Raw genomic sequence first — 23784 nt, forward strand, 5'->3', positions numbered from 1 at the left:
CATGTCCATAAAAGATAATCTCAATTCAATAAAATCCGACCTCCCCAAGGGAGTTACTTTGGTCGCTGTTTCCAAAACCAAGCCCAACGATGACATTCTGGAGGCGTATGAAGCTGGGCAACGCGTGTTTGGGGAAAACAAAGTGCAGGAGATGGTCCAAAAATGGCAAGACTTGCCCAAGGACATCGAATGGCATATGATAGGCCATGTACAGCGAAACAAGGTCAAATACATGGCTGAATTTGTCTCCTTGATTCATGGAGTGGACAGTCCTCGCTTGTTGAAGGAAATCAACAAGCAGGCAAAAAAGCACGACCGTGTGATTCCGTGCTTGCTACAAATCCATATTGCCGAAGAAGATACCAAATTTGGTCTGGACAAAACAGAGCTAAACGAGCTTATCAATTCTGATGCATTCAAGGCCATGGAGCATATCAAGATTGTTGGTTTGATGGGCATGGCGACTTTTACAGACGACAAAAAACAGGTACGTAGGGAGTTTGCCCAACTTAAATCCATGTTCGATGACCTTACGACAAAATTGAAGGATAACACCATCCTTTCCATGGGCATGAGTGGTGATTACCAGATTGCCATTGAGGAAGGTAGCACCATGGTACGGATAGGAAGCAGTATATTTGGGTCTAGAAACTATTCATAACCATTAATTTTCCATGTACGCAATACTCGACATTGAAAGCACGGGAGGAAAATACAATGAGGAAGGCATTACCGAAATTGCCATCCACAGGTTTGATGGGCATCAGGTAGTGGACAAATTCATTTGTTTGATCAACCCAGAAAAGGAAATACAACCTTTTGTGGTTAAACTTACCGGAATAAACAACAAAATGTTGCGTTCGGCCCCTAAGTTTCATGAAGTGGCCAAACGCATCGTAGAGATTACAGAAGGAGCTGTTTTGGTGGCACACAATGCCCAATTCGACTATCGAATCCTAAGGACCGAGTTTAGACGTTTGGGCTATGATTTTCAACGCAAGACACTTTGTACCGTTGACCTTTCCAAACAACTCATACCCGAAGCGGAGTCGCACAGCTTGGGGAAATTGGCGCGTTCGTTGGGTATTCCCATGAGCGATAGGCACCGAGCCAATGGAGATGCACTGGCTACCTTAAAACTCTTTAAGTTGTTGCTGGACAAAGACTCTGACAAAAGAATCATCACGGAGGTTATCCGAGAAGAAACGCATGGGGAACTTTCCCCCAATCAACTGGACATGGTGTACAACTTACCATCGGAAACCGGTGTTTATTATATGCACGACAAGGATGGGGACATTATCTTTCTGGGTAAGACAAAGGATATAAAAAAGCGTGTAAACCAACACTTTACCAATGTGGGGAAAATTGCCCGCAAACTTCAAAAAGAAACAAAAAGGGTTACTTTCGAAACCACTGGAAGTGAACTCATTGCCATTTTAAAGGCATATGAAGAGCAAAAGAAAAACAGACCTCGATATAATCATGTCTCCAAGAAAAAGCTGTTTACCCACACTATAGATTTCAACAAAAATGGTACCGAGCATATAATTTTGGAAGTGGAAAAAAATCGAATCTTGGAGCAGAAAAAAATGGCCTTCAACGGAACGCAGGCAGCCAAAAGTTTTTTGGAAAAATTATCTGAAGAATTTGAACTTTGCCCATCCTCATTTGGAATTGAAAACACCTGTGTTCACGATCAGGCCGAACTCATAACATCCGACTGCAACGAAAAAGTGCTTTCTGCCTTTGAAAAATATAGTATTCAAGACAAGAACATTGCCTTGACAGATCGCGGCAGGGCAACGGGCGAACGTAGTTTTATTTTAATAAAAAATGGTAGGCTCCAAGGGTTTGGCTATGTGGAACTCAACCATCAAATCAATAATATTCATATCTTAGAATCCATAATGACCCCGATGCGCAGTGATGAAAACACTACGTTTATTTTGGAAACCTATTTGAGAAAAAACAACAGGCTAAAAAAAATACCGTTAACTTCCTGATCATTGAAAGAACACAAACCACAACCCAAATGGAAGAATAAACTTCATGAAGTGATTTATGAAGCGGACACACCATCAGGTAAACTATTTGACATTGTTCTTTTTATTCTGATCATATTTAGTGTGGTTCTGGTAATGCTCGAGAGCATTGATGATTTCGACCAACACTATCACGGAATATTACTTACGCTTGAATGGATTGTTACCATATTTTTCACCTTGGAGTATATTGCCCGACTGGTCAGCATCAAGAAACCATTAAAGTATGTTTTTAGTTTTTACGGAGTCATAGATTTCTTATCGACCATCCCGCTTTATTTATCCTATATTTTAGCAGGGTCCCAGGTTTTATTGGCGGTTAGGGCATTCCGATTATTAAGAATTTTCAGAATATTAAAACTTGTAAAATTTATTGGTGAGGCATCGCAATTACAATCTGCACTAAAAGCCAGTCGTGCGAAAATTGCGGTTTTTATCTATGTTGTTTTGATATTATCCGTGATACTTGGCACCATCATGTACATTGTTGAAGGGGATGATTCAGGATTTACCAGTATTCCACGCAGTATTTATTGGACCATAGTTACCCTTACCACCGTAGGCTATGGGGACATTGCCCCACAGACCAACCTCGGACAATTTATTGCTACGGTCATTATGATCTTGGGTTACGGTATCATCGCAGTACCCACCGGAATTGTCACCGCAGAATTTGCAAAAAACAAAAGCAATGGTTCCGAAGATGGTGATGAGGAGTATTTGGTTCACGTAAATACCCAGGCGTGCCCCAGTTGTGGAATAGAAGGTCATAGAGACGATGCAACACATTGTTTTAATTGCGGACACCCTTTATGAGCACAAAAGTATTGCTGGCCGTAGTTGGCCCCACAGCCATTGGCAAAACCTCACTGGGCATACAATTGGCCAAACACTTTGATACAGAGATAATATCTGCCGACTCCCGACAGTTTTTTAAGGAAATGGAAATAGGTACTGCTGTGCCATCAGAAGAAGAATTGCAGCAGGCCACCCACCATTTTATTCAGCACAAAAGTATAAACGACCGGTATTCTGTCGGAGATTTTGAGAAAGATGCCATTTCCTTGTTGAGCGAACTGTTCCAAAATAAAGATATCGTTGTAATGGTCGGTGGTAGCGGACTTTACGTAGATGCTGTAATATCCGGACTTGATGAGTTTCCCGAAGTTAACCCAAAAATTAGGGAGGAACTCAATAATCAGCTAGATAGAGAAGGTATAAAAAATCTGCAAGATGAATTAATGCTCCTAGATCCCGAATATTATAACACGGTAGACCTTGAAAACCCCCACAGATTAATTCGAGCATTGGAAGTATGTAGGACTTCTGGAAAACCCTATACATCTTTCTTGAACCAACCTAAACCAAAAAGACCTTTTAAGTCACTTTACATTGGTATAGATGCCCCGAGGGAAGTTATTTATGATCGAATTAATGCCCGTGTAGACTTAATGATGGAAACCGGTCTTTTGGAAGAAGCGGAACAACTTTATGCCTATAGACACCTCAATGCTTTACAAACAGTTGGTTACAAAGAACTTTTTGAATATATTGGAGGGCATTGCTCGCTAGATTTCGCTGTTTCTGAAATTAAAAAAAATACGCGGCGCTTTGCCAAAAGGCAACTAACATGGTTGCGAAAAAACAATGACATTTTGTGGGTGCCTTTTGGCGCAAAGTCCGAAGATATACTGCAAATAGTCATGGACAGACTAAAAACCGACCTTTATGCCTAACGGTAAAACTGTGATTGTGGTAATGGGAGTCAGTGGCTCCGGTAAAACAGAAATTGGAAAATTACTTTCAGAAAAACTATCTCGCCCTTTCTACGATGGCGATGATTTTCATCCTGAGGCCAATATTCAAAAAATGAGCTCGGGCACTCCATTAAACGACGAAGACCGGAAAGAATGGTTGATTTCGTTAAACAAACTGGCATTGGAACATAGGCAAAAAGGAGCCATAATCGCTTGTTCGGCACTTAAAAAAAATTATCGCAGCCTTTTAAGGGCCGGAATGGGCAATTGTATTGCTTTTGTTTACCTGGATGGTTCTTTTGACCTTATAAAATCGAGATTGGAAAAAAGAAAAGGACACTTTATGCCCGTACACCTTTTACAATCCCAGTTTGATGCCTTGGAGCCTCCCTCAAAATCAATCTCTGTTTCCATTGATGAAACTCCCGCCAAAATCGTAAAGGAAATTCTAAAACAACTCTAACCATCCATGGAGGTCAATCTATTCCTAGCTGTTGCAATCGGAATCGCTATCCTTTTGTTTCTGATATTAAAACTGCGCATACACGCCTTTATAGCATTGCTTATTGGTAGTATTGCCGTGGGTCTTTTGGCAGGAATGGACGCGGCCCAAATCATTGGTACAATCCAAAAAGGAATGGGCGGCACCCTAGGGTTTGTGGCAACCGTTGTTGGTTTGGGGGCGATTTTCGGGGGAATTCTGGAAGCTTCGGGCGGAGCCAAGACCATAGCTAATTTTATGATATCCAAATTTGGACTTGACAGGGCTCCACTGGCCATGGTCATTTCTGGATTCTTAATTGCCATTCCCGTTTTCTTTGATGTGGCTTTCATTATTCTGGTTCCCATGATCTATGCTCTCCAGCGAAGAACTGGCAAATCCCTATTGTTGTACGCCATTCCACTTTTAGCGGGATTGGCCATAACCCACGCTTTTATCCCTCCTACTCCCGGTCCCATTGCCGTTGCTGATATTATAGGGGTTGACTTGGGCTGGGTAATACTCATGGGGTTCGTTGCGGGTGTTCCTACTGCTTTGATTGCAGGCCTTTGGTTCGGTAGGCGAATTGCAAAGAAGATTTTAGTATCCGCCCCTGAGGAGATTGAAGATGAAAACCACCCAGAGCTCCCTCCCATTGGACAAACACTTCTTATCATTGGATTACCTATCGTTTTGATTTTATTGAATACCATCGTTGCCGCAGGCACATTTGGTATTTCAAATCCTGCCCTATTAAATATCATTGCTTTGATAGGACATCCTTTTTCCGCACTTATATTGGCCAATCTATTGGCCTGGTATTTTTTTGGACTCAAAAAAGGGTTTACCAAAGATCAACTCTTGAAGATTTCCACTAAATCTTTGGCACCTGCAGGTACCATTATCCTCCTTACCGGTGCCGGTGGAGTGTTTAAACAGGTGCTAACGGATACGGGAGCCGGTGAATTATTGGCTACCTCGTTGAGCAATGTCGGTATTCCTGTTTTGGCCTTCGCTTTTATTAGTGCCGCTATTGTAAGAATCGTACAAGGATCCTCCACTGTTGCTATGATCACTGCAGCCGGACTTGTGTCCCCTTTATTGGCAAATACATCTCTTAGCCCAATCCAACTGGCCTGTATGGTAATTGCCATAGCTTCCGGTGCAAGTATTTTTTCACATGTGAACGATAGTGGTTTTTGGCTGGTAGGTCAATATTTAGGGATTACAGAGAAACAGACCTTTAGATCTTGGACGGTAATGACCACTATTTTGGCTTTTGTTGGTGTTATTACGGTATCAATCGTATATATGTTCGTATAAAAAAAGCCACCTTAACGGTGGCTTTGAAATTCTATATCTAATTGGATTATTGTTCGTTCTCGGCTTTTACCACAAGTCTGAACCCTTCTCCATGGATGTTCAATATCTCTACCAAATCATCCTTTTTCAGGTACTTTCTGAGTTTGGCAATGTAAACATCCATACTCCTTGAGGTAAAATAATTGTCGTCTCTCCAGATTTTGGTCAAAGCCAATTCACGCGGCATCAAGTCATTTTCATGCAATGCCAACAAGCGCAACAATTCGTTCTCTTTAGGAGATAGTTTAATTGGTTCTTCTTCTTTGTACTTAAGAAAACGAAGTTTTGAGTTTAAATGGAAGTTTCCAATCTGGAACTCGAATTGTTTGCTGTCCGCCAAGGAGCTTGATGCTTTTCTTTGAAGAATGGCCTTCAATTTCATCAACAGTACTTCTGAATCAAAAGGCTTGTTCAAATAGTCGTCTGCACCGGCTTTATATCCCTTTAAAACATCCTCCTTCATGGTTTTGGCAGTCAAGAAAATGATCGGAACGTTTTCATTTTTTTCACGGATTTCCTTAGCCAAGGTAAAACCATCTTTGTAAGGCATCATCACATCCAAAATACAGACATCATAGTTGTCCTTTTTGAATTTTTCAAAACCTTCCATTCCGTTTTTGGCCAGAACAACATCAAAGTCGTTCATATTTAAGTAATCCTTAAGGACAATCCCAAAATTGGGGTCATCCTCTACTAATAGTATCTTCTTTTTTTCTGTTTCCATAGTTCGTTTTTAAATTAAAGGGAGTTTTATAAAGAAAGTGCTTCCTTTTCCTTTTTCACTTTCCGCATAAACTTCACCCTGATGATCGTCTATAATTCGTTTTACGTAGGCCAAGCCTAATCCATGGCCTTTAACGTTATGTATGTCGCCGGTATGTTCCCGGTAAAATTTTTCAAATACTTTTTTGAGCACTACTTTGCTCATTCCCGCACCTTGATCTTGCACTTTAATAATGATGCTGTTTTTGACCACCTCGGTGAAAACATCAATTTTTGGTGTTTCGGGAGAATACTTCACGGCATTGTCCAAAATATTGACTATCACATTGGTCATGTGCATATCGTTGGCTAGGACATCGGAGCGTTCTGCATCCAAATGTGCGTTAACATAACCTCCCCTATCTTGCACTATCAGTTCAATGTGCGCAATGGCGTCGGTTATTATGTCATGCATATTCACCCTATCCTTACTAATGTCCAATTGGTTTTTCTCCAATTTGGATATCCGTAGCACATTCTCAACTTGTGCATGCATACGCTTATTCTCGTCTCGAATCATTCCCAAGTAGCGCAGAACCTTTTCCTTGTCCTCTATGGACTTTGGATTACGGATAGCTTCCACAGCTAAATTGATGGTTGCAATCGGAGTCTTGAACTCGTGCGTCATATTATTGATGAAATCCGATTTAATCTCGGAAATACGTTTTTGCTTGATCAATTGATAAATGGCACTGGAATAAGCCAGCATAATTACCAATGTAAAAACCAATGATAAAATGGCCATTCCCATCACAGAACTAAAAATGTACCGTTTCATGCTTGGGAATGTCAGCAATAAAGAAAAGTTGGATTGACCCTCACTGTCTTTAAAAATTGGTGCCTTATACATTTTGGAACCAGAGAACTTAAATTTTCTGGAACGAACTTTTGTGGGATAACCTTGACTGTACACCCCGTACTCATAATCAATATCGATGTTCCTGTTACTCAATTCCTGACTAAGGAGCAATTCCAATTCTTGCTTGGAAACCCTTTTATGGATGGGTTGCGTTTTGGAGTACTCCATAAACACATCCTCCCAGGCAGCTCTCTCAATCTTATCGAGCTTACCGATATTGGTCACCTTTTCTATTGGGGTCAAACTGTAACTTTTACCATCGAGCCCAAACTCTTCCTTAAAAACACTTTTTGTTCTAAGGCTGGTAAAATTTTTGAGCGTGGTGGTATCCGAACCGCCTAATTTATTATCAAAGAACGCCGAGGTTATATTGTAATCTTCTTCAAGAATTCCATGAGAATAAAAAAGGATTTCGTCGGAATTGAGATCCCTTTCCATAAACATAAACTTCTTATACTGGGCACCTTTAGGTTCGCCAATACTATCTGCAAGAGAAGCCAACTGGTCCGAGTATTCCTTCATCTCGCGCTTCTCCACCCTACTCGCAACTTTATCCAGTATGTCGGTAACTGTTCTCGAAAATTGTTCTTCCTTATCGTTTATGGATGTCTTGATCCAGTAAACCTGCACGAAAATTATCCCCAAAAGGGATAAGCTCATAAGAACAACCAGAAGAACGAATAGCTTCTTGTTCATTGGTGTAAAATTAAAAATTTAACATTTAGTAGTTTGGTCGTTTAACCAAAACTTAACATAAATGTTAAAATTTAGACGCTAATGCTAATAGTTTGAGGTGTAGCTCTTTAACCTTGTTCTTGGTTTTGTCCAAGTCCAAATTTTCCAGCAAATAATCTGCCATACCGAGTTTTTCTTCGTCTTTCAGCTGGTTTTCCAGACGATCAACAACGGCCTCTTTGTCCACACTGTCCCGCTCCACTACTCTTTGTATTCGAGTAGCAACAGGGGCAGTCACCAAAATTGTTCGATCGTATTTGTCCTGGGATCCATTTTCAAAAATCAAGGCGGATTCTTGAATTACATATGGTGTTTTCTGTTCTTTGGCCCATTGTATAAAATGATTTCCTACAGCGGGATGCACAATACCATTTAGTTTTTGTAGCAATTCTGGGTCTTTAAAAACCTTATTAGCAATGTAAGATCTGTTTAAATATCCATTTTCATAGGCTTCATTACCGAGCAGAGCAATTATAGCGGCAATCACCTCTTTGGAACTGGACATGAGTTTTTTGGCCTCTATATCCGAATCATAGACGGGAACGCCAAGCTCTCTGAACATTTTGGCCACAGTGCTTTTACCGCTTCCAATACCTCCTGTTAATCCTACCACCATCATTGCTGCTCCAATACAAAGTTTACCGTATTCTCTTCCAACCTTACATCATATACCTTTTGCGGGCTCTCCGTAACCTCCAAAAACAATGTGCGGCTATCGGAGCCTTGTAATTGACCATAATCGGCCACAATTTCAAAATCCGAAGCTGAAATCTCTTTTAACCGGTCAATAGTTGCCTTACACAGTATTGTAACTGCATTTGGAAAAGTTCGAACATGATAACCTTCCGGTATATTAATGACCTGTATCGGTACTTCGAACACTTTTTCGGAAAATTTGGAAACCTTGCCGGCTACAGTTGCTCTACTATTGGAAAATATGCTATTATCCAATCCCTTGGGGAATACCAAAGTAACCTCATTAGAAAAATCTGAATTTACATTGGCCAATTGTAGGGGTGCTGTTTTAATAGATTCCAGTGTGTCAATTTCATTTTTTGGTCCCTTCACCTCCACGGAATCCGGCGATATTTGGAGTTTTCCGTCCAAAATATAATTTTGCTGAAGCTGAAGGTCCAAAACCGCCTTTACCGGTATTTTTTTGGAATCCACTTGATAGAGGTCCACAACGTAAGTGTTCGAGTCCAATTCCAATAAAGATATATTCTGCGATAATTGTTGATCCATCTGCCTTTTAAAGGAGTCTTCGCTTAAAAAATACCTCCCACTATTAAATTCGACCTGTGATACATCAATATCTATTCGGCTCCTAAATATTTTATAGTACAAAAACTGAAAACCACTGGCTCTCAATTTGGCCTCGATTTGATTGTTCGCATTTTTTCCGAGCAACAAGGAGTCGGGCAGATTTCGGTAATTGACTGTAAAATATGCCCTAGACTCGTAGGTATCGGATAAATTACTGATGAACCATGCCAAAAAAGAGCAAAGCAAGAAAAGTGAAAATACTTTTACCTTTTTTTTGTTGAGGCCGTGCAATACCTTTTTAACCACCTTTACTTTTCTTAAAAAATAGTTTTGGAAACAGTTCTTCTGGCTCCTTTTTACTAAAGTTAAGCAACATTGTGGACTTGAAAAAACCAATTCCATATCCTGTAAACTGTACCAGGGCAGCATAAATGGCCAAGAAGGCGACCAACAGGTTCCTATTCTTGATAAATGCATCCAAAAACAGTACGGCAAAATAGAACACGTATAACACCAACGGAAGCCAAAGCCCGAAGATGGCAAAAACAACTGCAACACATAACCCGAACATGAACCAGGTAGGAAACCAATAGGTGGGCTTTGCGGTTCCAGGGTGCCATTTGTTGAGTATAGGGCGCACCATCCCAAATTTGTTTACTTGAATGTAGAATTTATTCCAATCGATACGGCGTTTGTGGTAAACATAAGCTTCAGGAAACAACCTTGTTTCAAAACCAGCTTTCCATATGCGAAAAGTCAAATCCGGATCTTCTCCCGGATGAATTCTACCAAAACCGCCCGCTCTTTCAAATGCTTGTTTGGAAATACCCATATTAAAGCTTCGTGGTTGAAACTTTCCAACTGCTTTTTTACCCCCACGTATTCCACCTGTGGTAAAAAAAGAGGTCATCACGTAGTTAATTGCCTTTTGTACGATGGTGAAAGATGCATCGGCGGCATCTGGTCCACCAAAACAATGGACAAAATCCTTTTCCAGTTCCTTGTTAACTTCGGACAAGTATTGTTTTGGCAGTATACAATCTGAATCCAAAATGATATAGTAATTCCCTTTGGCATTTTGCATTCCAAAATTTCTGGAATCGCCGGGTCCCGAGTTTTCCTTAAAATAATAGGATATGTTTAGCTTGTCCCGGAATTTCTCCACAATACCCTCCGAAGATTCCGAAGAACCATCTTCTACGATAACCACTTCAAAATCTTTCTGGAAATCCTGTCTTTCAAGACTTTCCAAGAGCTCCCGAACCTCTTCCGGCCTGTTGTAAACCGGAACTATTATGGATAAAACAGTATTCATATCAAATAGAAAAGCCATCCCAAAAAAGGATGGCTTCCCTCAATTTTTTTTAGGGTTTATTCCGAAAATTCATCGATTACCTCTTGGCTTACCCCGGTATTGGAGAAACCACCGTCGTGGAACAGATTCTGCATGGTAACCTTTTTGGTCAAATCAGAGAATAAGGACACCGTATAATTAGCACAGTCGTCTGCGGTGGCATTACCCAACGGAGACATTTTTTCTGCATAATTGATAAAACCATCAAAACCTTTCACACCTTGTCCAGCCGTGGTTGGGGTTGGTGATTGTGAAATAGTATTAACCCTTACTTTATGCTCTTTTCCAAAGAAGTAGCCAAAACTCCTGGCAACTGACTCCAAATAAGCCTTGTTGTCAGCCATATCGTTATAGTCTGGGAATGTTCTCTGGGCCGCCATATAGGTCAAGGCAACAATACTTCCCCATTCGTTCATGGCCTCTGCCTTGTAAAGCGACTGCATTACTTTATGGAAAGAAAGTGCGGACACATCCCATCCTTTTTCGGTAAAGCTATAATTCTCGTCTGTATAATGTCTTCCTTTTCTAACGTTAACGGACATTCCTATGGAATGTAGCACAAAATCCAACTTACCACCTAAAATCTCCATGGATTTCTCCACCAAGTTTTTCAAGTCCTCTTCGTTAGTGGCATCTGCAGGAATTATTTGTGAATTGGTTTTTTCCGCTAGTTCATTGATTTGCCCCATTCGCATAGCGATAGGTGCGTTGGTCAAAACAAACTCACCACCTTCTTCGTGAACACGTTCAGCGGTTTTCCAAGCAATGGAGTTAGGGTCCAATGCGCCAAAAATGATTCCTTTTTTACCTTTTAAAAGATTGTATGCCATAGTTTCTTGCAATTGTTGATTGTGTGACAAAGATATTTAAACTAATTGAAGTTTGGGAAGCAGCTCGATTGTTTTATTGCAACAACTCCTTGGCGTGCGCCAAAGCGGATTCCGACAACGTTTTACCTCCTAACATTTCAGCTAGCTCCCGCACACGTTCATCTGTGCTTAACTGCTTAATGTGTGTACTTGTACCTTCTGCCCCTTCTTCCTTGTATACCTTGAATTGGTAGCGTCCTTTTGATGCGACCTGAGGCAAGTGTGTAATGGAAAACACCTGCATGGTATTGCTCATTTGCTGCATAATCTCTCCCATTCGGTTTGATATTTCACCGGAAACCCCTGTATCTATTTCATCAAACATCATAGTGGGCAGGTTTTCATACTCGGCCAATATTGATTTTATGGTGAGCATAATACGCGATAGTTCACCGCCCGATGCAACCTTTTTCAATTCACCATAACTGGAGCCCTTGTTTGCTGAAAACAAGAACACTAAATCATCTTTTCCGTTGGTTTTGAATGTTTTGGACAGGTTTACCTCAATTTTAAAAGTAGCCGATGGCATACCTAAGGATGATAGGTTTTTTTGAAGCCTTTCGTTTAATGTAGGGATTACGGCCTGTCTGCCCTCACTTATTTTCTTGGCCCAAGTATCTACTTTTTTAGTGATGGTCTCAACTTCTTCCTGTTTTTCCTTGATTTTTGATTCGATATTGGCTACTTCATCCACTTTTTGTGACAACCCTTCACGAATATCGATTAATTCTTTCACCGAATCGGTTTGGTGCTTTTTCTGAAGATCGTACAGTTGTTGTAATTGGCCATTGACCACTTCCAAACGTTCTGGATTGGCTTCAACACCTTCCTCCAATTGCTCCAATTCGGAAGCGATGTCATCAGTTTCAATCAAAACCGATTGAATCCTTTCATATAAAGACTTGTATTCAGCTCCAAAATCCGATAAACCTTGCAATGCACGTTTTAAATCTGTCAGTCTGCCCACAATACCCAATTGCTCATCATTCAACAATTGGTGCCCTGCGGACAATTGTCCCATAATCTGCTCCACATTGCTCAACTGCTCATACTCTTCCTCCAGCTCCTCCTGCATGCCTTCTTTTAGCTTGGCATCTTCCAATTCCTTCAATAAAAAACTATTGTAGTCGTGCTCCTTATCCGCATTGGACTGAAAATCTTCCAACTTTTGCAGCTCTTTAGAGGCTATCCTTAACTTTTGGAGTTCGTGCGCGTACCCCGAAAGGTTCCCTGAGTTATCTGCCAAAGCATCGAGCACTTTCATCTGGAAATCATTGTCGGTAAGCTGCATGGTCTGGTGCTGTGAGTGCACATCCACCAATTGATCGCCCAAAGCACGCATTACATCCAAAGTAACCGGAGAGTCATTTACAAACGCCCTGGATTTGCCGCTGGGCAAAATTTCCCTTCGAAGAATCGTGGTTTTCTCGTAATCCAAGTCGTTTTCCTCAAAAAATGGCTTGAGTTGGTATTTGGATACATCAAATTCAGCTTCGATCACACATTTTTGCTCCTTGTTCTTGAGGGACGATAAATCGGCACGCTTTCCCAAAACAAGGGAAAGACCTCCCAATAGTATGGATTTTCCTGCACCGGTTTCTCCTGTTATGGTGGTGAAGCCGTTGGAAAAAGACACACTTACATCATCAATGAGTGCATAATTTTGGATGGATAGATTAACTAGCAATATCGAAGAATTTACCCGTAAAGATAAATTTCTTTATAGAACTGCACTAACCCATTTTGGATTTTGAAAAAATTCGTCATTTCGAGTGGATTTCACGACAATATGAGTGAAATTTGTATCGAGAAAAAGAATTTTTATCCACAAAAGTTCTCGATACGATTTTTCGTCCCTTAAAATCACTCGAACTGACGCTTAAAACTGCGCTAGTAATTTATTTCATTCCATGTGCCGGAATAAAATGGAGCAACTTTGTTAAGGGTTTCCTTTAGCTTTACGATGTCTATCTTGGGACCATCGGAGAAGATATTCTGAATTTCCTCGGATTTGGCATCAAAAAAGGTCTGAATCAAGAAAGCATTGGGCCTACGACTGATAAGCGTTTCGAACAATCGAAGGCTTCCCGCAATAATTTGCTTGCCCGTACTGTTATTGTCCGCCAATATATCGAGTCCCTTTCTGTGGTAATTGTACATGGCAATCCTGTATTCCCTAAACGAATTACTCAAAAGATTGTCCACCAGTTCAAAACGGCTACGATCGCCAGTTTCCTGACTCCAACCGCTGTAACTTGAGCTTTGCGCTTGGGTTACTATATTTTGGGCCCTACGATAAAAGTCATTCCCTCCTTCCAAGGAAAAAGTATCGGCATCCAATCCTAAAATCACATAAACGTAGTACGATATCACCCCTACTAAATTTGAATCGAAGTTATTTGGATTAAAAACCAATGGTTGAAATTCCTGATATTGAAAATTAAAGGCGTTATCCTTATAGTTGAATACCGGACTTTCGTAGGTAGTACTAAAAACGGGCCTAGTGGACTGAATTTGAATATTGGCCTCGAAACGGTCCGATTCGTATTGGGTTACGGTGATGAACATCCGCGCATTGACCCGTTCATTTTCTCGGTATGTCCTGTTCGTCCATTTGGTCTTATTCACAAAATCGTTGAGCGAACGCTCCAAAGTTCTAAATATCTGCTGGTTGGTCTGCCCCACTTGGTCAGAGTTTACGGTGACCTGGCAATTCAATTCCTGTGCATGCGTGCCTAGTGCAGCAAATAAAAGAAAAACGGAAAAAAGTATGTTACGCATGGATTCTGGAGATGATTTCTTCCCAAATATCGGAAGCCACTTCGGACTTCGTCTTCAAATCAAACGTTTTTATCTCCGAATTCTTATCTATGAAAGTAATTTTATTTGTGCTTCTACCAAACCCTGCACCATCATCTTTAAGGGAGTTGAGCACAATGCCATCCAAATGCTTTCTTTTTAGTTTGCCTTTGGCATTTTCCAACTCGTTTTGGGTTTCCAATGCAAACCCTACCAAAAATTGATTCTTTTTGGCTTCACCAAGTGACCTCAAAATGTCTGGTGTTCGTTCCAGTTCAATCTTCATGTCCCCTTCTTGCTTCTTCAATTTTTCTGAAGCAATGGTCTTAGGTCGATAATCTGCAACGGCAGCTGCGCATATGGCAATATCGATATTGGAATAATGTTCATGACAAGCTTCGTACATGTCCTGTGCAGAGGTTACACGAACCAATTGAATATTATTATGTTCGATATTTAAATGCGTAGGACCCGACACCAAAATTACGTTTGCGCCAAGGTCAGCAGCTTTTTTGGCCAGTTCGAACCCCATTGTACCCGTGGAACGATTTCCCAGAAAACGCACTGGGTCAATAGCTTCGTGGGTGGGACCTGCCGTGATGAGCACTTTTTTTCCCGATAACGGAAGACCCTTGGCCAAATCCTCTTGTATAAATGTAACAATGTTCTCCGGTTCTGCCATACGCCCTTCGCCGTGCAATCCGCTGGCCAATTCGCCTGATTCAGCAGGAATCATGATGTTGCCAAAAGATTGAAGTTTCTCCAAAGAGCTTTTTGTGGAAGGATGCTTGTACATATCCAAATCCATGGCTGGGGCAAAATACACGGGGCATTTTGCTGACAAATAAGTCGCTAAAAGTAGATTGTCGCATGTCCCGTTTGCCATTTTGGACAGGGTATTGGCCGTAGCAGGAGCAATCAACATTACATCGGCCCAAAGTCCGAGTTCTACGTGATTGTTCCATGAAAGACTGCCATCTTCCTCATTCACAAAATCCAATAAAACTGGATTTTTAGAGAGTGTGGAAAGTGTTAGTGGAGAAACAAAAGAGCTGGCGCTCTGGGTCATAACAACTTTGACCTGAGCGCCAGCTTTGATCAGTAAACGAACAAGAAATGTAGTCTTGTACGCGGCAATTCCCCCGGAAACTCCCAAAAGAATATTTTTACCGCTAAGCATTTCTTAAGCGTCTTTCTCTGTATTCCTGTAGTAGATTTTATCTTCCAACCACTCTTGTACCGCCAAAGCGTGTGGTTTTGGCAATTTTTCGTAGAACTTGGAAACTTCGATTTGTTCCTTGTTCTCGAAAACCTCTTCCAAACTGTCGCTATAGGTAGCGAACTCTTCTAGCTTCTCCAACAATTCTTTTTTGATTTCAGAATTGATTTGGATGGCTCTTTTGGCCGTAATGGAAATGGCTTCGTAAATGTTGCCGGTTTTTTCATCGAACTCATTTCTGTTTAGAGTTACTGTGGAAACCGGAGCCTTTGTGTTTTTCAAATCTTGCATATGCAGTTGTTTAAAAACTATTTTCTATTTGGATAAAGTAGTGTATGCGCTTAATTCCTCCCTCACTGTTTCGGCAAGTTTATCCGCATCCTTCTTAAACTTGGTCTCAGGGAAATATCGCATTAAATTGTTATATGAGTCAAGCGCGTCCTGTAAACGCTCTTGTTTCTTGTCCTCGGTACTGTTGAGTGCCAAATGTGTTGCCGCCTCAATTCGATAATATAAAGCTTCCTCTCTGTAGATGGAACCTGGATTATCTGTGATAAAATTATCAAAAGCTGTTAAAGCAGATACCAAAATTGGCAGGTTGAACTCTCCCAATTTATTGAACTGTTTGGCTATTTCAATTTGTTTCTTCTCCTTTTTACTGGTCAACTCCATGGCCATTTTGTTCGCCTCTTCAAAATATTCCGACTCGGAATAATTATTGATGAAAGTTTGCAGCTTTAAAAGAGCTTTGTCCGTTTCGGTTTGATCCAAGGAATATCTTGGAGAAAGCATGTAGTAGCTTTTCGCTCCCAAAAAACTCGCTTCTTGGATTTTATCGCTTCGGGGATAAGATTTTATAAAACGTTCGAACTGATAGCCTGCCAGGTAATAATCTTCATTTTTAAAATAGCTATCTGCAAAAAAGAACATTACACGCTCTCCTTGTGGTTTACCCACATATTTAGGGGCTATTTGCTCGTATAACCTCACAGCTCTTTTAAAATCGCCCTCGTTATACAGCTTTTCGGCCATATCGTATTTTGGCTTCACATCGGTTTCCTTGAGCACTTTTTGGTACTCACTACAGGAAGCGAAAAGAATTGCCATTAGGCATGTAAGAAGTATTGGCCTCATTTTCAAAAACATTTTGCAAAATTAGTGATATTGAATGGATATAAAAAAAGATTTTTCACCACTCAAATGTAACGGGTTAACGTGCCAATACACAAGAATATGTGCAAGTTTTAACTAATTTTAAACATGTGCCCTATCCAATACCTTTAGTGATGCCCCGATTTTTTCTTTCAATGTACCGGTAGCCTCCACCAATGGTAATCGCACCAAAGCGTTGGATAGACCTTTGTTTTCAAATATACTTTTTATTCCTGCGGGATTGCCTTCGGCAAAAATAAGAGACATTAATTCGGACAACTGGTGATGAATGGTATACGCCTGTTTAACATTTCCGTTCAAACCCAATTTTATCATTTCTGAAAATTGAACCGGCAAACCTTGGCCCAAAACCGAAATAACCCCCGCTCCTCCTGCTAAAACGGTAGCAAGAGCTGTTGCATCATCTCCGGAAATCACCAAAAAGCCCTCCGGTTTGTTTTTGATAATGGCATCTAACTGGATTAAATCCCCACATGCTTCTTTAATCCCAATAATATTGGAATAGTCTTTTGCCAGACGCAAAGTGGTTTCCGGTGACATATTACTCCCTGTTCTGGACGGGACATTATATAATATAATAGGCAACGGTGACGCCTGGGACACTACTTTAAAATGCTGGTAAATGCCCTCTTGGGTAGGCTTATTGTAATAAGGGGAAACGGATAAAATGGCATCGAACTCAGAAAGGTCCAATACTTTTAACTCATTGGCAACTGCCATGGTATTGTTCCCGCCAACGCCAAGCACCAAAGGAAGTCTGCCTGCATTGGTCTTTACTACGGTATCCATGACAAGCTGTTTTTCCTCTTTGGAAAGCGTAGCACTTTCTGCGGTTGTTCCCAAGACAACCAAATAATCCACACCACCTTGAATATTGTACTCGACAATTCTTTCAAGAGCATCTATATCTACCGATAAATCTTCTCTGAACGGAGTAACCAATGCCACACCAGTTCCGATAAATTGTTCCATTGCCTATATTTCTTTTAAGACCTTTAAATATTTTTTCAACTCACTCTTGAACAATTTAAAATCGTTCATGGGTGTATTTAAAATCAAATCGTTTACCAGGGGGTCTTGTGGGCCTAACCCAACTTTAATACGAGCAGGTGTTTTTACGGATAGCAACTTCATCAACAAATTATCGTCTTCGTAATAATTGATCAGCATGTCGTACTCCCTGCCCAAAAATTCAAGAACATAACCATTTTCGATTTGTCCCTTCCAACCAAGGTCCCTATCAGAGAACATTTGTATGGCATAGGGTGAATTTTTATCGTATTCGCGTTTATAGCCAATGATCTTTATTGCATTTGGCCTTAGACCAAATTCATCAATAAGTTCATAAAAGGCTTCCGCTTTTTGAAAATTATCCACGTCAACAATACAGCCGACACTGGTTATTCCTTTACCCCTGGCTACGGACTTTGGAGGTTTTTCCATTTCCTCCTTTAAATATTTAAGCCCGGATTTAACCTTAAATTTGTCTTGGAGTCCTTTCAAAAACATATTTTTGATGATTTTTACAAAGGTAAATAATCTACCAAGACGACTTAACAAAGATACGCACGTGAACAATTTAAAATTTAAACAATTTGTTGTATTTACAACTTTTTGTTTTTTAATTGCCTGTAAGGACGAAACAGGGAAACTTACCGAAATCAATGGCAAGCAGATTCCTATAGATTCTACGATTGCTGAAACGGACTCGATAGAGGCATTTGTAGAACCCTTCAGAAACCGAATAAACGAGGTGTTGGACAGCGCTTTGGCCTATGCACCAAAGCCATTATTGCTAGATGATGGCGAGCGAAATACATCCATGGGCAATTTAATGGCCGACATGGTTTTTGAAGAAACCGCTCCCCTATTTAAAACCCGTACCGGCAAGGATCTGGATTTTGTAGTTCTTAACTACGGAGGCGTACGTTCCATAATTTCAGAAGGCAATGTGAGCGCTCGAACCGCCTATGAGGTTATGCCTTTTGAAAATTATATCGAAGTGGTAGAGCTAAGTGGCTCGGCAACAAGACAGTTGCTGAATTTTGTCGCTAAAGCATCCCGAAGGCACCCCATTTCCGGAATACAAATAGTAACCGATAAAAATCGCTCCTTGGAATCAGTGAATATACAAGGACAACCCTTCGATGAGAGTAGAAATTATTTTGTGGCCACCTCGGATTATTTGGTAAATGGCGGTCCCAGCGTAGGCTTTTTTGACGAGATCATATCAACAACCGAAACGGATTACCTATTACGAAATGCCATTATTGACCATTTTAAAAAAATGGATACATTAACAGCAGTGGTGGACGATCGTTTTATACAATTGAAATAAATGAAAAGGAGAGATTTTATAACCCACACCACAGCAGCTTCCACTTTAATAGGTCTTGGAGGTCTAAGTTTAAGTTCTTGCTCAAGTTTGGGCAAAAAGCAGATAACCATATTGCACACCAATGACGTGCATAGCCATATCGACACCTTCCCTTCCTCACACTCCAGGTACCCGAATTTGGGAGGAGTTGCACGTAGGGCCACATTGGTGGAGCAGATTCGTAACGAGAACCCCAACACTTTACTTTTCGATGCCGGAGATATTTTTCAGGGCACACCGTATTTCAACTTTTATGGAGGTGAATTGGAGTTTAAGTTAATGAGCAAGCTAAAATATGATGCCTCCACTATCGGTAATCATGATTTTGACAATGGTATCGAAGGCTTATTGGCGCAAATGCCAAATGCCACTTTCGAAATGATCAATGCCAACTATGATTTCTCAAACACCGTAATGGATGGTTATGTAAAACCGTTTAAAACTTATATGGTTGATGGCGTTAAAATCGGCGTTTATGGTCTTGGGATAGAATTGGATGGCCTGGTAACACAAAAACTATACAAAGAAACCGTCTACCTCAACCCCTATGAGATTGCACTGGATATGGAAAAAAGGTTGAAGGAAGAAGAAAAGTGTGATTTGATCGTTTGTCTCTCCCATTTAGGGTACGATTATAAAAACCCAGAGAGACCATGCGATACTCGTTTGGCACAACAAACCTATTTTACCGATTTGATTATTGGTGGACACACCCATACCTTTTTGGACAAACCAGATGTGCGAACCAACCAAAACGGGAATTCTGTTTTGGTCAATCAGGTTGGGTGCTATGGAATTAATTTAGGTAGAATCGACTTTTATTTTGATGCCGATAAAAATGCGTCGGCAAAAGGAGTTAGTATAGCGGTTTAGTCTAAGGGTTCGAAAGTCGGATTGTTAGATTCTCAGAGATTGGATAAGCTGTTTTCTAAAATAATAATATCCGCTCCTGTCATTTCGAGCGCAGTCGAGAAATATTTCCCTTAAATGAAATACAGACTATCTAATATTATTAGACCATCGGGGATTGAACTTGAGACTTAGTTATAGATCATTGTAAATTAATCAAAGGTTAGCCTCTACCAGCACTTTCAACTCCTCTTCCAAGCTATATTGAGGAAAAGGCTTGTTGGCGCGATTATACCAATACCCAGCATTCCATTCATCACCTTCTTTTCGGTGAAGGTAGGCATGTATCCAGCCACCCATTGTAGAATGGATATCTTGGGCAATGTCGTGTGATGCTTGCCAGTCACCGTTCGCATCAAACCAAAGGGATCGCAAAGGTTCGGACCACTCCTTCGGCGGTGTATTCTGACTCAAAGTAGATTCAAATTCTTCAAAGGTTTTGGGTATCATGCTTCCAATTTTTGCAAAAACTCCTGTTCAGTTATGATAGGCACACCCAAATTCTCCGCTTTGGTACGTTTACTTGGACCCATTTTATCACCAGCGACCAAAAAGCTTGTTTTGGACGATATGGAGGAGGACACTTTTCCCCCATTGTCTTCAATCAGTTTTTTTAAATCGTTTCTGCTGATAGTTTCAAATACCCCGGAAACAACAAATGTCTGCCCTTTGAGCAACTCTGTTTGATTTTCCAGCTGCTGCTCTGAAAGCGAGAATTGCAATCCGTAGGATTTTAATCGGTCAATGATTTCGATATTGGCGGGCTCTGAGAAAAAGCTAACAACACTTTCGGCGATTCGCTCCCCTATTTCATCAACAGCGACCAATTGCTCTTGTGAGGCGGTCATCAAAGCATCAATATTTTTGAAGGCTTTTGCCAGTTTTTTAGCTACCGTTTCCCCAACATATCTGATTCCCAAAGCAAAAAGGACCCGTTCAAACGGAATGGCTTTTGAAGCCTGCACGCCATTCACCAAATTTTCGGCAGATTTATCCGCCATACGCTCCAAAGGCAATATTTGTTCCTTGGTCAAGGTGTACAAATCAGCATAATTACCAATTAGCCCTTCCTTAAAAAGAAGCTCCACTGTTTCACCGCCCAAACCTTCAATATCCATTGCTTTTCTGGAAATAAAATGCTGAATACGACCTGTAATCTGTGGTGGACACCCAATATCATTTGGACAAAAATGTTGAGCCTCTCCTTCTTTCCGAATCAATTCCGTTCCACATTCCGGACATTCGGCAATGTATTCCGTGGGGCTGGAGTCAGCATCTCGTTTGGTGAAATCAACCTTTACAATCTTTGGGATGATTTCACCTCCCTTTTCCACAAAAACCGTATCGCCTTCGCGCACGTCAAGTTTTGCAATTTGGTCTGCATTGTGCAAAGAAGCTCTTTTTACCGTAGTACCGGCCAATAATACAGGTTCCAAATTGGCTACGGGCGTTATGGCACCAGTACGGCCAACTTGATACGTTATTTTGTTCAATGTGGTAATGGCTTGTTCCGCCTTAAACTTATAGGCCATGGCCCAACGTGGAGATTTTGCCGTATACCCTAGTTCATCTTGATGCTGGATACTGTTTACTTTAACCACTACCCCGTCTGTTTCGTAGGGCAAATCGTGACGGTGTACCTCCCAATAATCCGCAAACTGCATAACCTCCGTGGTGGACTTGCAAAGTTTAGCAACGGTTGGCACCTTGAACCCCCAAGACCTTGCTTTCTCCAAGACCTCAAACTGTGATGAAACTCCTAAATTTTCGCCTGCTATGCTGTACAATAAGCACTCCAATGGTCTTTGGGCCACCAAAGCGCTATCCTGTAATTTTAAACTGCCCGATGCCGTGTTCCTTGGATTCATATAGGGGTCCTCTCCTGCTTCCACACGCTCAGCGTTCATTTTGGCAAATCCTTCGAGTGTTAAGATAATTTCTCCCCGAATATCAAATTTTGGCGGATAATCCCCTTTCAACTTAAGAGGGACTGACTTAATCGTTTTAATGTTATTGGTCACATCATCTCCCTGAAAACCATCACCACGGGTAACCGCTTTTACCAAAAGTCCGTTTTCGTAAGTAAGACTAATGGAAGCTCCATCATACTTTAATTCGCATGTAAATTCCACCTCAACATCTCCCAAAATCCGCTGGATGCGCTTTTCCCAATCCTCCAAATCTTCTTTAGAGTACGAATTGTCCAAGGAATACATGCGATGCTCATGCACCACCGTCTGAAAATTCTTGGTCACCATTCCCCCTACTCGCAAGGTTGGGGATGTTGGGTCTTGAAATTCGGGATGCTCCTCCTCCAATTTCTGAAGTTCTTTGAGTTTCATATCAAACTCGTAATCGGAAATGGAAGGCTCATCGAGCACGTAATATTTATAATTGTGTTCCCTTAGCTCATCTCGAAGGGAGGTGATTTTTTCTTGGATGTTCATTTTTTAATTGCTTTTAGCATTCTATCGTTGCCGAACATATCTTTTCGCAGTTCAATTTCTGAAAAATTACGGGCATCGAAAAGTGCTTTGGTTTCCTCACCCAAATATTGGTTGATTTCAAAATACAACGTTCCCTTTTCGGATAGATGTTTTTCAGCGAAATCAATAATCGCCCGATAAAACACCAATGGGTCTTCGTCCGGTACAAACAATGCCGTTTCCGGCTCAAATTCCTTTACGTTTTTTTGAATCTCACTTTTTTCCAACTCCCTGACATAAGGAGGGTTGGAAACGATGATATCAAAATTATGTTCAAGTTGGGTGTTTAGAATATCTTCATGGAAAAACGTGATATCCACTCCGTTTGATACTGCATTTTTCCGAGCCATGTTCAATGCACCTTCGGATACATCCAAAGCAAATACTTTTGCATTGGGAAGATGCTTTGCCAAAGCAATCGCTATGCAACCGCTTCCTGTTCCGATGTCGAGAATCTGCAAAGAAAGGTCATTGAGCGAAGTTGAAATGACGCTTCGGCTCCGCTCAGCGTCCAACAAAATCCATTGCACCAATTCTTCCGTTTCAGGGCGAGGAATCAACACGTTTTTATCGACCTGAAGCTCCAAATCCATAAAATAGGCCGTTCCCAGAATATACTGAAGGGGTTTTTCCAACTTCAACTCGGACAATGCTTTAAAAAGGGGCTGCTCTTCTTCTTTGGTCAAAGTAATTCCCGGTTGAATAGCCAGAATGAACCGTTCCAGTTTTAAATAGTGTTCGATACACGAGTAGAAAAAAGAATCAATTTCCTCTTTGGGGTAGATCTCACCCAATTCTTTATGAAAAATATCCTTTATCTCTTTAAGGAGCATTACAACTTTTTAAGCATCCAGACCGGGCAGGAATAATGTCCCGTGTTTCCCATTGGGGCATCTATATATTCGAAACCGTTCTTTTTATACAATTTTTGGGCGGCTTCCATGTAGGGCATGGTTTCGAGGTAGCATGCTTCAAAACCAAATTCCTTTGCCTTTTGCAAACAAGCCTCGATCATTTTAGCACCAAGTCCTTTGCCCCGGGCCTCTTCCAAAAAATACATTTTTTGAAGCTCGCAGACATTGCCTTCGTAATTATCCAATTGTGCCACTCCTGCACAACCGATAACTTTACCTTCATGTTCCACTACAAAATAAGCTGCTTTGGGCACATTGTAATTAGAATACATATCATCCAAAGCCTTATCCGCATAAGCGGTGCCCACTTTGGGAACGCCCATATCCTCAAAAACCTTTCGTATAACTTGGGCCACCTGTGCGTTGTCTTCGGGGGTTATTTCACGAATCACCGTATCTCCCATTATTGTGTTTTTA

Annotated in this window: 25 protein-coding genes; 8 read left to right on the plus strand and 17 right to left on the minus strand. The window is 41.0% G+C overall.

Going from position 1 to position 23784, the window contains the following annotated elements:
• Position 1: 1 nt before the first annotated feature.
• From PY091_RS01975 to PY091_RS02000, 6 genes are read left to right on the plus strand one after another with little or no spacing between them, the layout of a single operon-like run.
• Positions 2–661, plus strand: a complete 660-nt coding sequence (locus tag PY091_RS01975; RefSeq protein ID WP_275648076.1) for a YggS family pyridoxal phosphate-dependent enzyme — start codon at positions 2–4, stop codon at positions 659–661.
• 13 nt (positions 662–674) lie between these two features.
• Positions 675–2006, plus strand: coding sequence for an exonuclease domain-containing protein (locus PY091_RS01980; protein WP_275648077.1), 1332 nt, complete (start codon positions 675–677; stop codon positions 2004–2006).
• Between the two features lie 3 nt (positions 2007–2009).
• Positions 2010–2861: an ion transporter gene (locus PY091_RS01985; protein WP_275648078.1), complete on the plus strand. Its 852-nt coding sequence runs from the start codon at positions 2010–2012 to the stop codon at positions 2859–2861.
• Positions 2858–3781: a tRNA (adenosine(37)-N6)-dimethylallyltransferase MiaA gene (miaA, locus tag PY091_RS01990; RefSeq protein WP_275648079.1), complete on the plus strand. Its 924-nt coding sequence runs from the start codon at positions 2858–2860 to the stop codon at positions 3779–3781. The genes PY091_RS01985 and miaA overlap by 4 nt, the downstream gene beginning before the upstream one ends.
• On the plus strand, positions 3774–4265 hold the full coding sequence (locus tag PY091_RS01995; RefSeq protein WP_275648080.1) for a gluconokinase: 492 nt from the start codon (positions 3774–3776) through the stop codon (positions 4263–4265). The genes miaA and PY091_RS01995 overlap by 8 nt, the downstream gene beginning before the upstream one ends.
• A 6-nt stretch (positions 4266–4271) precedes the next feature.
• Positions 4272–5606 carry a GntP family permease gene (locus PY091_RS02000; RefSeq protein WP_275648081.1) on the plus strand — a complete coding sequence of 445 codons (1335 nt, stop codon included), beginning with the start codon at positions 4272–4274 and terminating at the stop codon, positions 5604–5606.
• Positions 5607–5652: 46 nt separating this feature from the next.
• Here PY091_RS02000 and PY091_RS02005 read toward each other — a convergent pair whose 3' ends face one another.
• The 13 genes from PY091_RS02005 to PY091_RS02065 form a co-directional block, all read right to left on the minus strand.
• Complete coding sequence (locus PY091_RS02005) at positions 5653–6369, minus strand: response regulator transcription factor (RefSeq protein WP_275648082.1); 717 nt, start codon at positions 6367–6369, stop codon at positions 5653–5655.
• A 9-nt stretch (positions 6370–6378) separates the two neighbouring features.
• Positions 6379–7962 (minus strand): sensor histidine kinase, encoded by a 1584-nt coding sequence (locus PY091_RS02010; RefSeq protein WP_275648083.1) that lies wholly within the window; start codon positions 7960–7962, stop codon positions 6379–6381.
• A 64-nt stretch (positions 7963–8026) separates the two neighbouring features.
• On the minus strand, positions 8027–8620 hold the full coding sequence (gene coaE, locus PY091_RS02015; protein ID WP_275648084.1) for a dephospho-CoA kinase: 594 nt from the start codon (positions 8618–8620) through the stop codon (positions 8027–8029).
• Positions 8617–9573, minus strand: coding sequence for a CdaR family protein (locus PY091_RS02020; RefSeq protein WP_275648085.1), 957 nt, complete (start codon positions 9571–9573; stop codon positions 8617–8619). The genes coaE and PY091_RS02020 overlap by 4 nt, the downstream gene beginning before the upstream one ends.
• Positions 9566–10582 (minus strand): glycosyltransferase family 2 protein, encoded by a 1017-nt coding sequence (locus PY091_RS02025; protein WP_275648086.1) that lies wholly within the window; start codon positions 10580–10582, stop codon positions 9566–9568. The genes PY091_RS02020 and PY091_RS02025 overlap by 8 nt, the downstream gene beginning before the upstream one ends.
• A 56-nt stretch (positions 10583–10638) precedes the next feature.
• Complete coding sequence (locus tag PY091_RS02030; protein WP_275648087.1) at positions 10639–11451, minus strand: enoyl-ACP reductase FabI; 813 nt, start codon at positions 11449–11451, stop codon at positions 10639–10641.
• Between the two features lie 73 nt (positions 11452–11524).
• The gene (gene recN, locus PY091_RS02035) at positions 11525–13177 is read right to left on the minus strand and encodes a DNA repair protein RecN (protein ID WP_275648088.1); all 1653 of its coding nucleotides are present in this window, start codon (positions 13175–13177) and stop codon (positions 11525–11527) included.
• Positions 13178–13380: 203 nt separating this feature from the next.
• A complete protein-coding gene (gene porD / locus PY091_RS02040) occupies positions 13381–14271 on the minus strand; it encodes a type IX secretion system protein PorD (protein WP_275648089.1) in 891 nt (296 codons plus the stop codon).
• Entirely contained in the window at positions 14264–15469 is a 1206-nt protein-coding gene (gene coaBC, locus PY091_RS02045) for a bifunctional phosphopantothenoylcysteine decarboxylase/phosphopantothenate--cysteine ligase CoaBC (protein WP_275648090.1), read from the minus strand. The genes porD and coaBC overlap by 8 nt, the downstream gene beginning before the upstream one ends.
• A gap of 3 nt (positions 15470–15472) precedes the next feature.
• Entirely contained in the window at positions 15473–15799 is a 327-nt protein-coding gene (locus PY091_RS02050; RefSeq protein ID WP_275648091.1) for a DNA-directed RNA polymerase subunit omega, read from the minus strand.
• A gap of 24 nt (positions 15800–15823) precedes the next feature.
• Positions 15824–16654 carry an outer membrane protein assembly factor BamD gene (locus tag PY091_RS02055; protein ID WP_275648092.1) on the minus strand — a complete coding sequence of 277 codons (831 nt, stop codon included), beginning with the start codon at positions 16652–16654 and terminating at the stop codon, positions 15824–15826.
• A gap of 108 nt (positions 16655–16762) precedes the next feature.
• Positions 16763–17653: a 4-hydroxy-tetrahydrodipicolinate synthase gene (dapA, locus tag PY091_RS02060; protein WP_275648093.1), complete on the minus strand. Its 891-nt coding sequence runs from the start codon at positions 17651–17653 to the stop codon at positions 16763–16765.
• Positions 17654–17656: 3 nt separating this feature from the next.
• Positions 17657–18190, minus strand: a complete 534-nt coding sequence (locus tag PY091_RS02065; RefSeq protein ID WP_275648094.1) for a DUF6913 domain-containing protein — start codon at positions 18188–18190, stop codon at positions 17657–17659.
• A gap of 7 nt (positions 18191–18197) precedes the next feature.
• Between PY091_RS02065 and PY091_RS02070 the strand changes: the two genes are divergently transcribed.
• Together PY091_RS02070 and PY091_RS02075 are read left to right on the plus strand one after the other, a co-directional pair.
• Positions 18198–19019 (plus strand): 5'-nucleotidase C-terminal domain-containing protein, encoded by an 822-nt coding sequence (locus PY091_RS02070; protein ID WP_275648095.1) that lies wholly within the window; start codon positions 18198–18200, stop codon positions 19017–19019.
• On the plus strand, positions 19020–19931 hold the full coding sequence (locus PY091_RS02075; protein ID WP_275648096.1) for a metallophosphatase: 912 nt from the start codon (positions 19020–19022) through the stop codon (positions 19929–19931). It begins immediately after the preceding gene.
• A gap of 192 nt (positions 19932–20123) precedes the next feature.
• Here the strand turns inward: PY091_RS02075 and PY091_RS02080 are convergent, their stop codons facing one another.
• The 4 genes from PY091_RS02080 to PY091_RS02095 are packed head-to-tail and all read right to left on the minus strand — an operon-like array spanning position 20124 to position 23771.
• On the minus strand, positions 20124–20417 hold the full coding sequence (locus tag PY091_RS02080) for a hypothetical protein (RefSeq protein WP_275648097.1): 294 nt from the start codon (positions 20415–20417) through the stop codon (positions 20124–20126).
• A complete protein-coding gene (gene ligA, locus PY091_RS02085; protein ID WP_275648098.1) occupies positions 20414–22414 on the minus strand; it encodes an NAD-dependent DNA ligase LigA in 2001 nt (666 codons plus the stop codon). The genes PY091_RS02080 and ligA overlap by 4 nt, the downstream gene beginning before the upstream one ends.
• Entirely contained in the window at positions 22411–23286 is an 876-nt protein-coding gene (gene prmC, locus PY091_RS02090) for a peptide chain release factor N(5)-glutamine methyltransferase (RefSeq protein WP_275648099.1), read from the minus strand. Before prmC ends, ligA begins: the two co-directional genes overlap by 4 nt.
• Entirely contained in the window at positions 23286–23771 is a 486-nt protein-coding gene (locus PY091_RS02095; protein WP_275648100.1) for a GNAT family N-acetyltransferase, read from the minus strand. Before PY091_RS02095 ends, prmC begins: the two co-directional genes overlap by 1 nt.
• Positions 23772–23784: the final 13 nt, after the last annotated feature.

The organism is Flagellimonas okinawensis, assembly GCF_029194005.1.
Classification (GTDB): Bacteria; Bacteroidota; Bacteroidia; order Flavobacteriales; family Flavobacteriaceae; genus Flagellimonas; species Flagellimonas okinawensis.

Excerpts from the sequence above, each read along its gene's own strand:
- PY091_RS01975 (WP_275648076.1), top strand. The coding sequence starts at position 2 with ATGTCCATAAAAGATAATCTCAATTCAATAAAATCCGACCTCCCCAAG.
- PY091_RS01980 (WP_275648077.1), top strand. The coding sequence starts at position 675 with ATGTACGCAATACTCGACATTGAAAGCACGGGAGGAAAATACAATGAG.
- miaA (WP_275648079.1), top strand. The coding sequence starts at position 2,858 with ATGAGCACAAAAGTATTGCTGGCCGTAGTTGGCCCCACAGCCATTGGC.
- PY091_RS01995 (WP_275648080.1), top strand. The coding sequence starts at position 3,774 with ATGCCTAACGGTAAAACTGTGATTGTGGTAATGGGAGTCAGTGGCTCC.
- PY091_RS02000 (WP_275648081.1), top strand. The coding sequence starts at position 4,272 with ATGGAGGTCAATCTATTCCTAGCTGTTGCAATCGGAATCGCTATCCTT.
- PY091_RS02005 (WP_275648082.1), bottom strand. The coding sequence starts at position 6,369 with ATGGAAACAGAAAAAAAGAAGATACTATTAGTAGAGGATGACCCCAAT.
- PY091_RS02010 (WP_275648083.1), bottom strand. The coding sequence starts at position 7,962 with ATGAACAAGAAGCTATTCGTTCTTCTGGTTGTTCTTATGAGCTTATCC.
- coaE (WP_275648084.1), bottom strand. The coding sequence starts at position 8,620 with ATGATGGTGGTAGGATTAACAGGAGGTATTGGAAGCGGTAAAAGCACT.
- PY091_RS02025 (WP_275648086.1), bottom strand. The coding sequence starts at position 10,582 with ATGAATACTGTTTTATCCATAATAGTTCCGGTTTACAACAGGCCGGAA.
- PY091_RS02030 (WP_275648087.1), bottom strand. The coding sequence starts at position 11,451 with ATGGCATACAATCTTTTAAAAGGTAAAAAAGGAATCATTTTTGGCGCA.
- porD (WP_275648089.1), bottom strand. The coding sequence starts at position 14,271 with ATGCGTAACATACTTTTTTCCGTTTTTCTTTTATTTGCTGCACTAGGC.
- coaBC (WP_275648090.1), bottom strand. The coding sequence starts at position 15,469 with ATGCTTAGCGGTAAAAATATTCTTTTGGGAGTTTCCGGGGGAATTGCC.
- PY091_RS02050 (WP_275648091.1), bottom strand. The coding sequence starts at position 15,799 with ATGCAAGATTTGAAAAACACAAAGGCTCCGGTTTCCACAGTAACTCTA.
- PY091_RS02055 (WP_275648092.1), bottom strand. The coding sequence starts at position 16,654 with ATGTTTTTGAAAATGAGGCCAATACTTCTTACATGCCTAATGGCAATT.
- dapA (WP_275648093.1), bottom strand. The coding sequence starts at position 17,653 with ATGGAACAATTTATCGGAACTGGTGTGGCATTGGTTACTCCGTTCAGA.
- PY091_RS02065 (WP_275648094.1), bottom strand. The coding sequence starts at position 18,190 with ATGTTTTTGAAAGGACTCCAAGACAAATTTAAGGTTAAATCCGGGCTT.
- PY091_RS02070 (WP_275648095.1), top strand. The coding sequence starts at position 18,198 with ATGATTTTTACAAAGGTAAATAATCTACCAAGACGACTTAACAAAGAT.
- PY091_RS02075 (WP_275648096.1), top strand. The coding sequence starts at position 19,020 with ATGAAAAGGAGAGATTTTATAACCCACACCACAGCAGCTTCCACTTTA.
- PY091_RS02080 (WP_275648097.1), bottom strand. The coding sequence starts at position 20,417 with ATGATACCCAAAACCTTTGAAGAATTTGAATCTACTTTGAGTCAGAAT.
- ligA (WP_275648098.1), bottom strand. The coding sequence starts at position 22,414 with ATGAACATCCAAGAAAAAATCACCTCCCTTCGAGATGAGCTAAGGGAA.
- prmC (WP_275648099.1), bottom strand. The coding sequence starts at position 23,286 with ATGCTCCTTAAAGAGATAAAGGATATTTTTCATAAAGAATTGGGTGAG.
- PY091_RS02095 (WP_275648100.1), bottom strand. The coding sequence starts at position 23,771 with ATGGGAGATACGGTGATTCGTGAAATAACCCCCGAAGACAACGCACAG.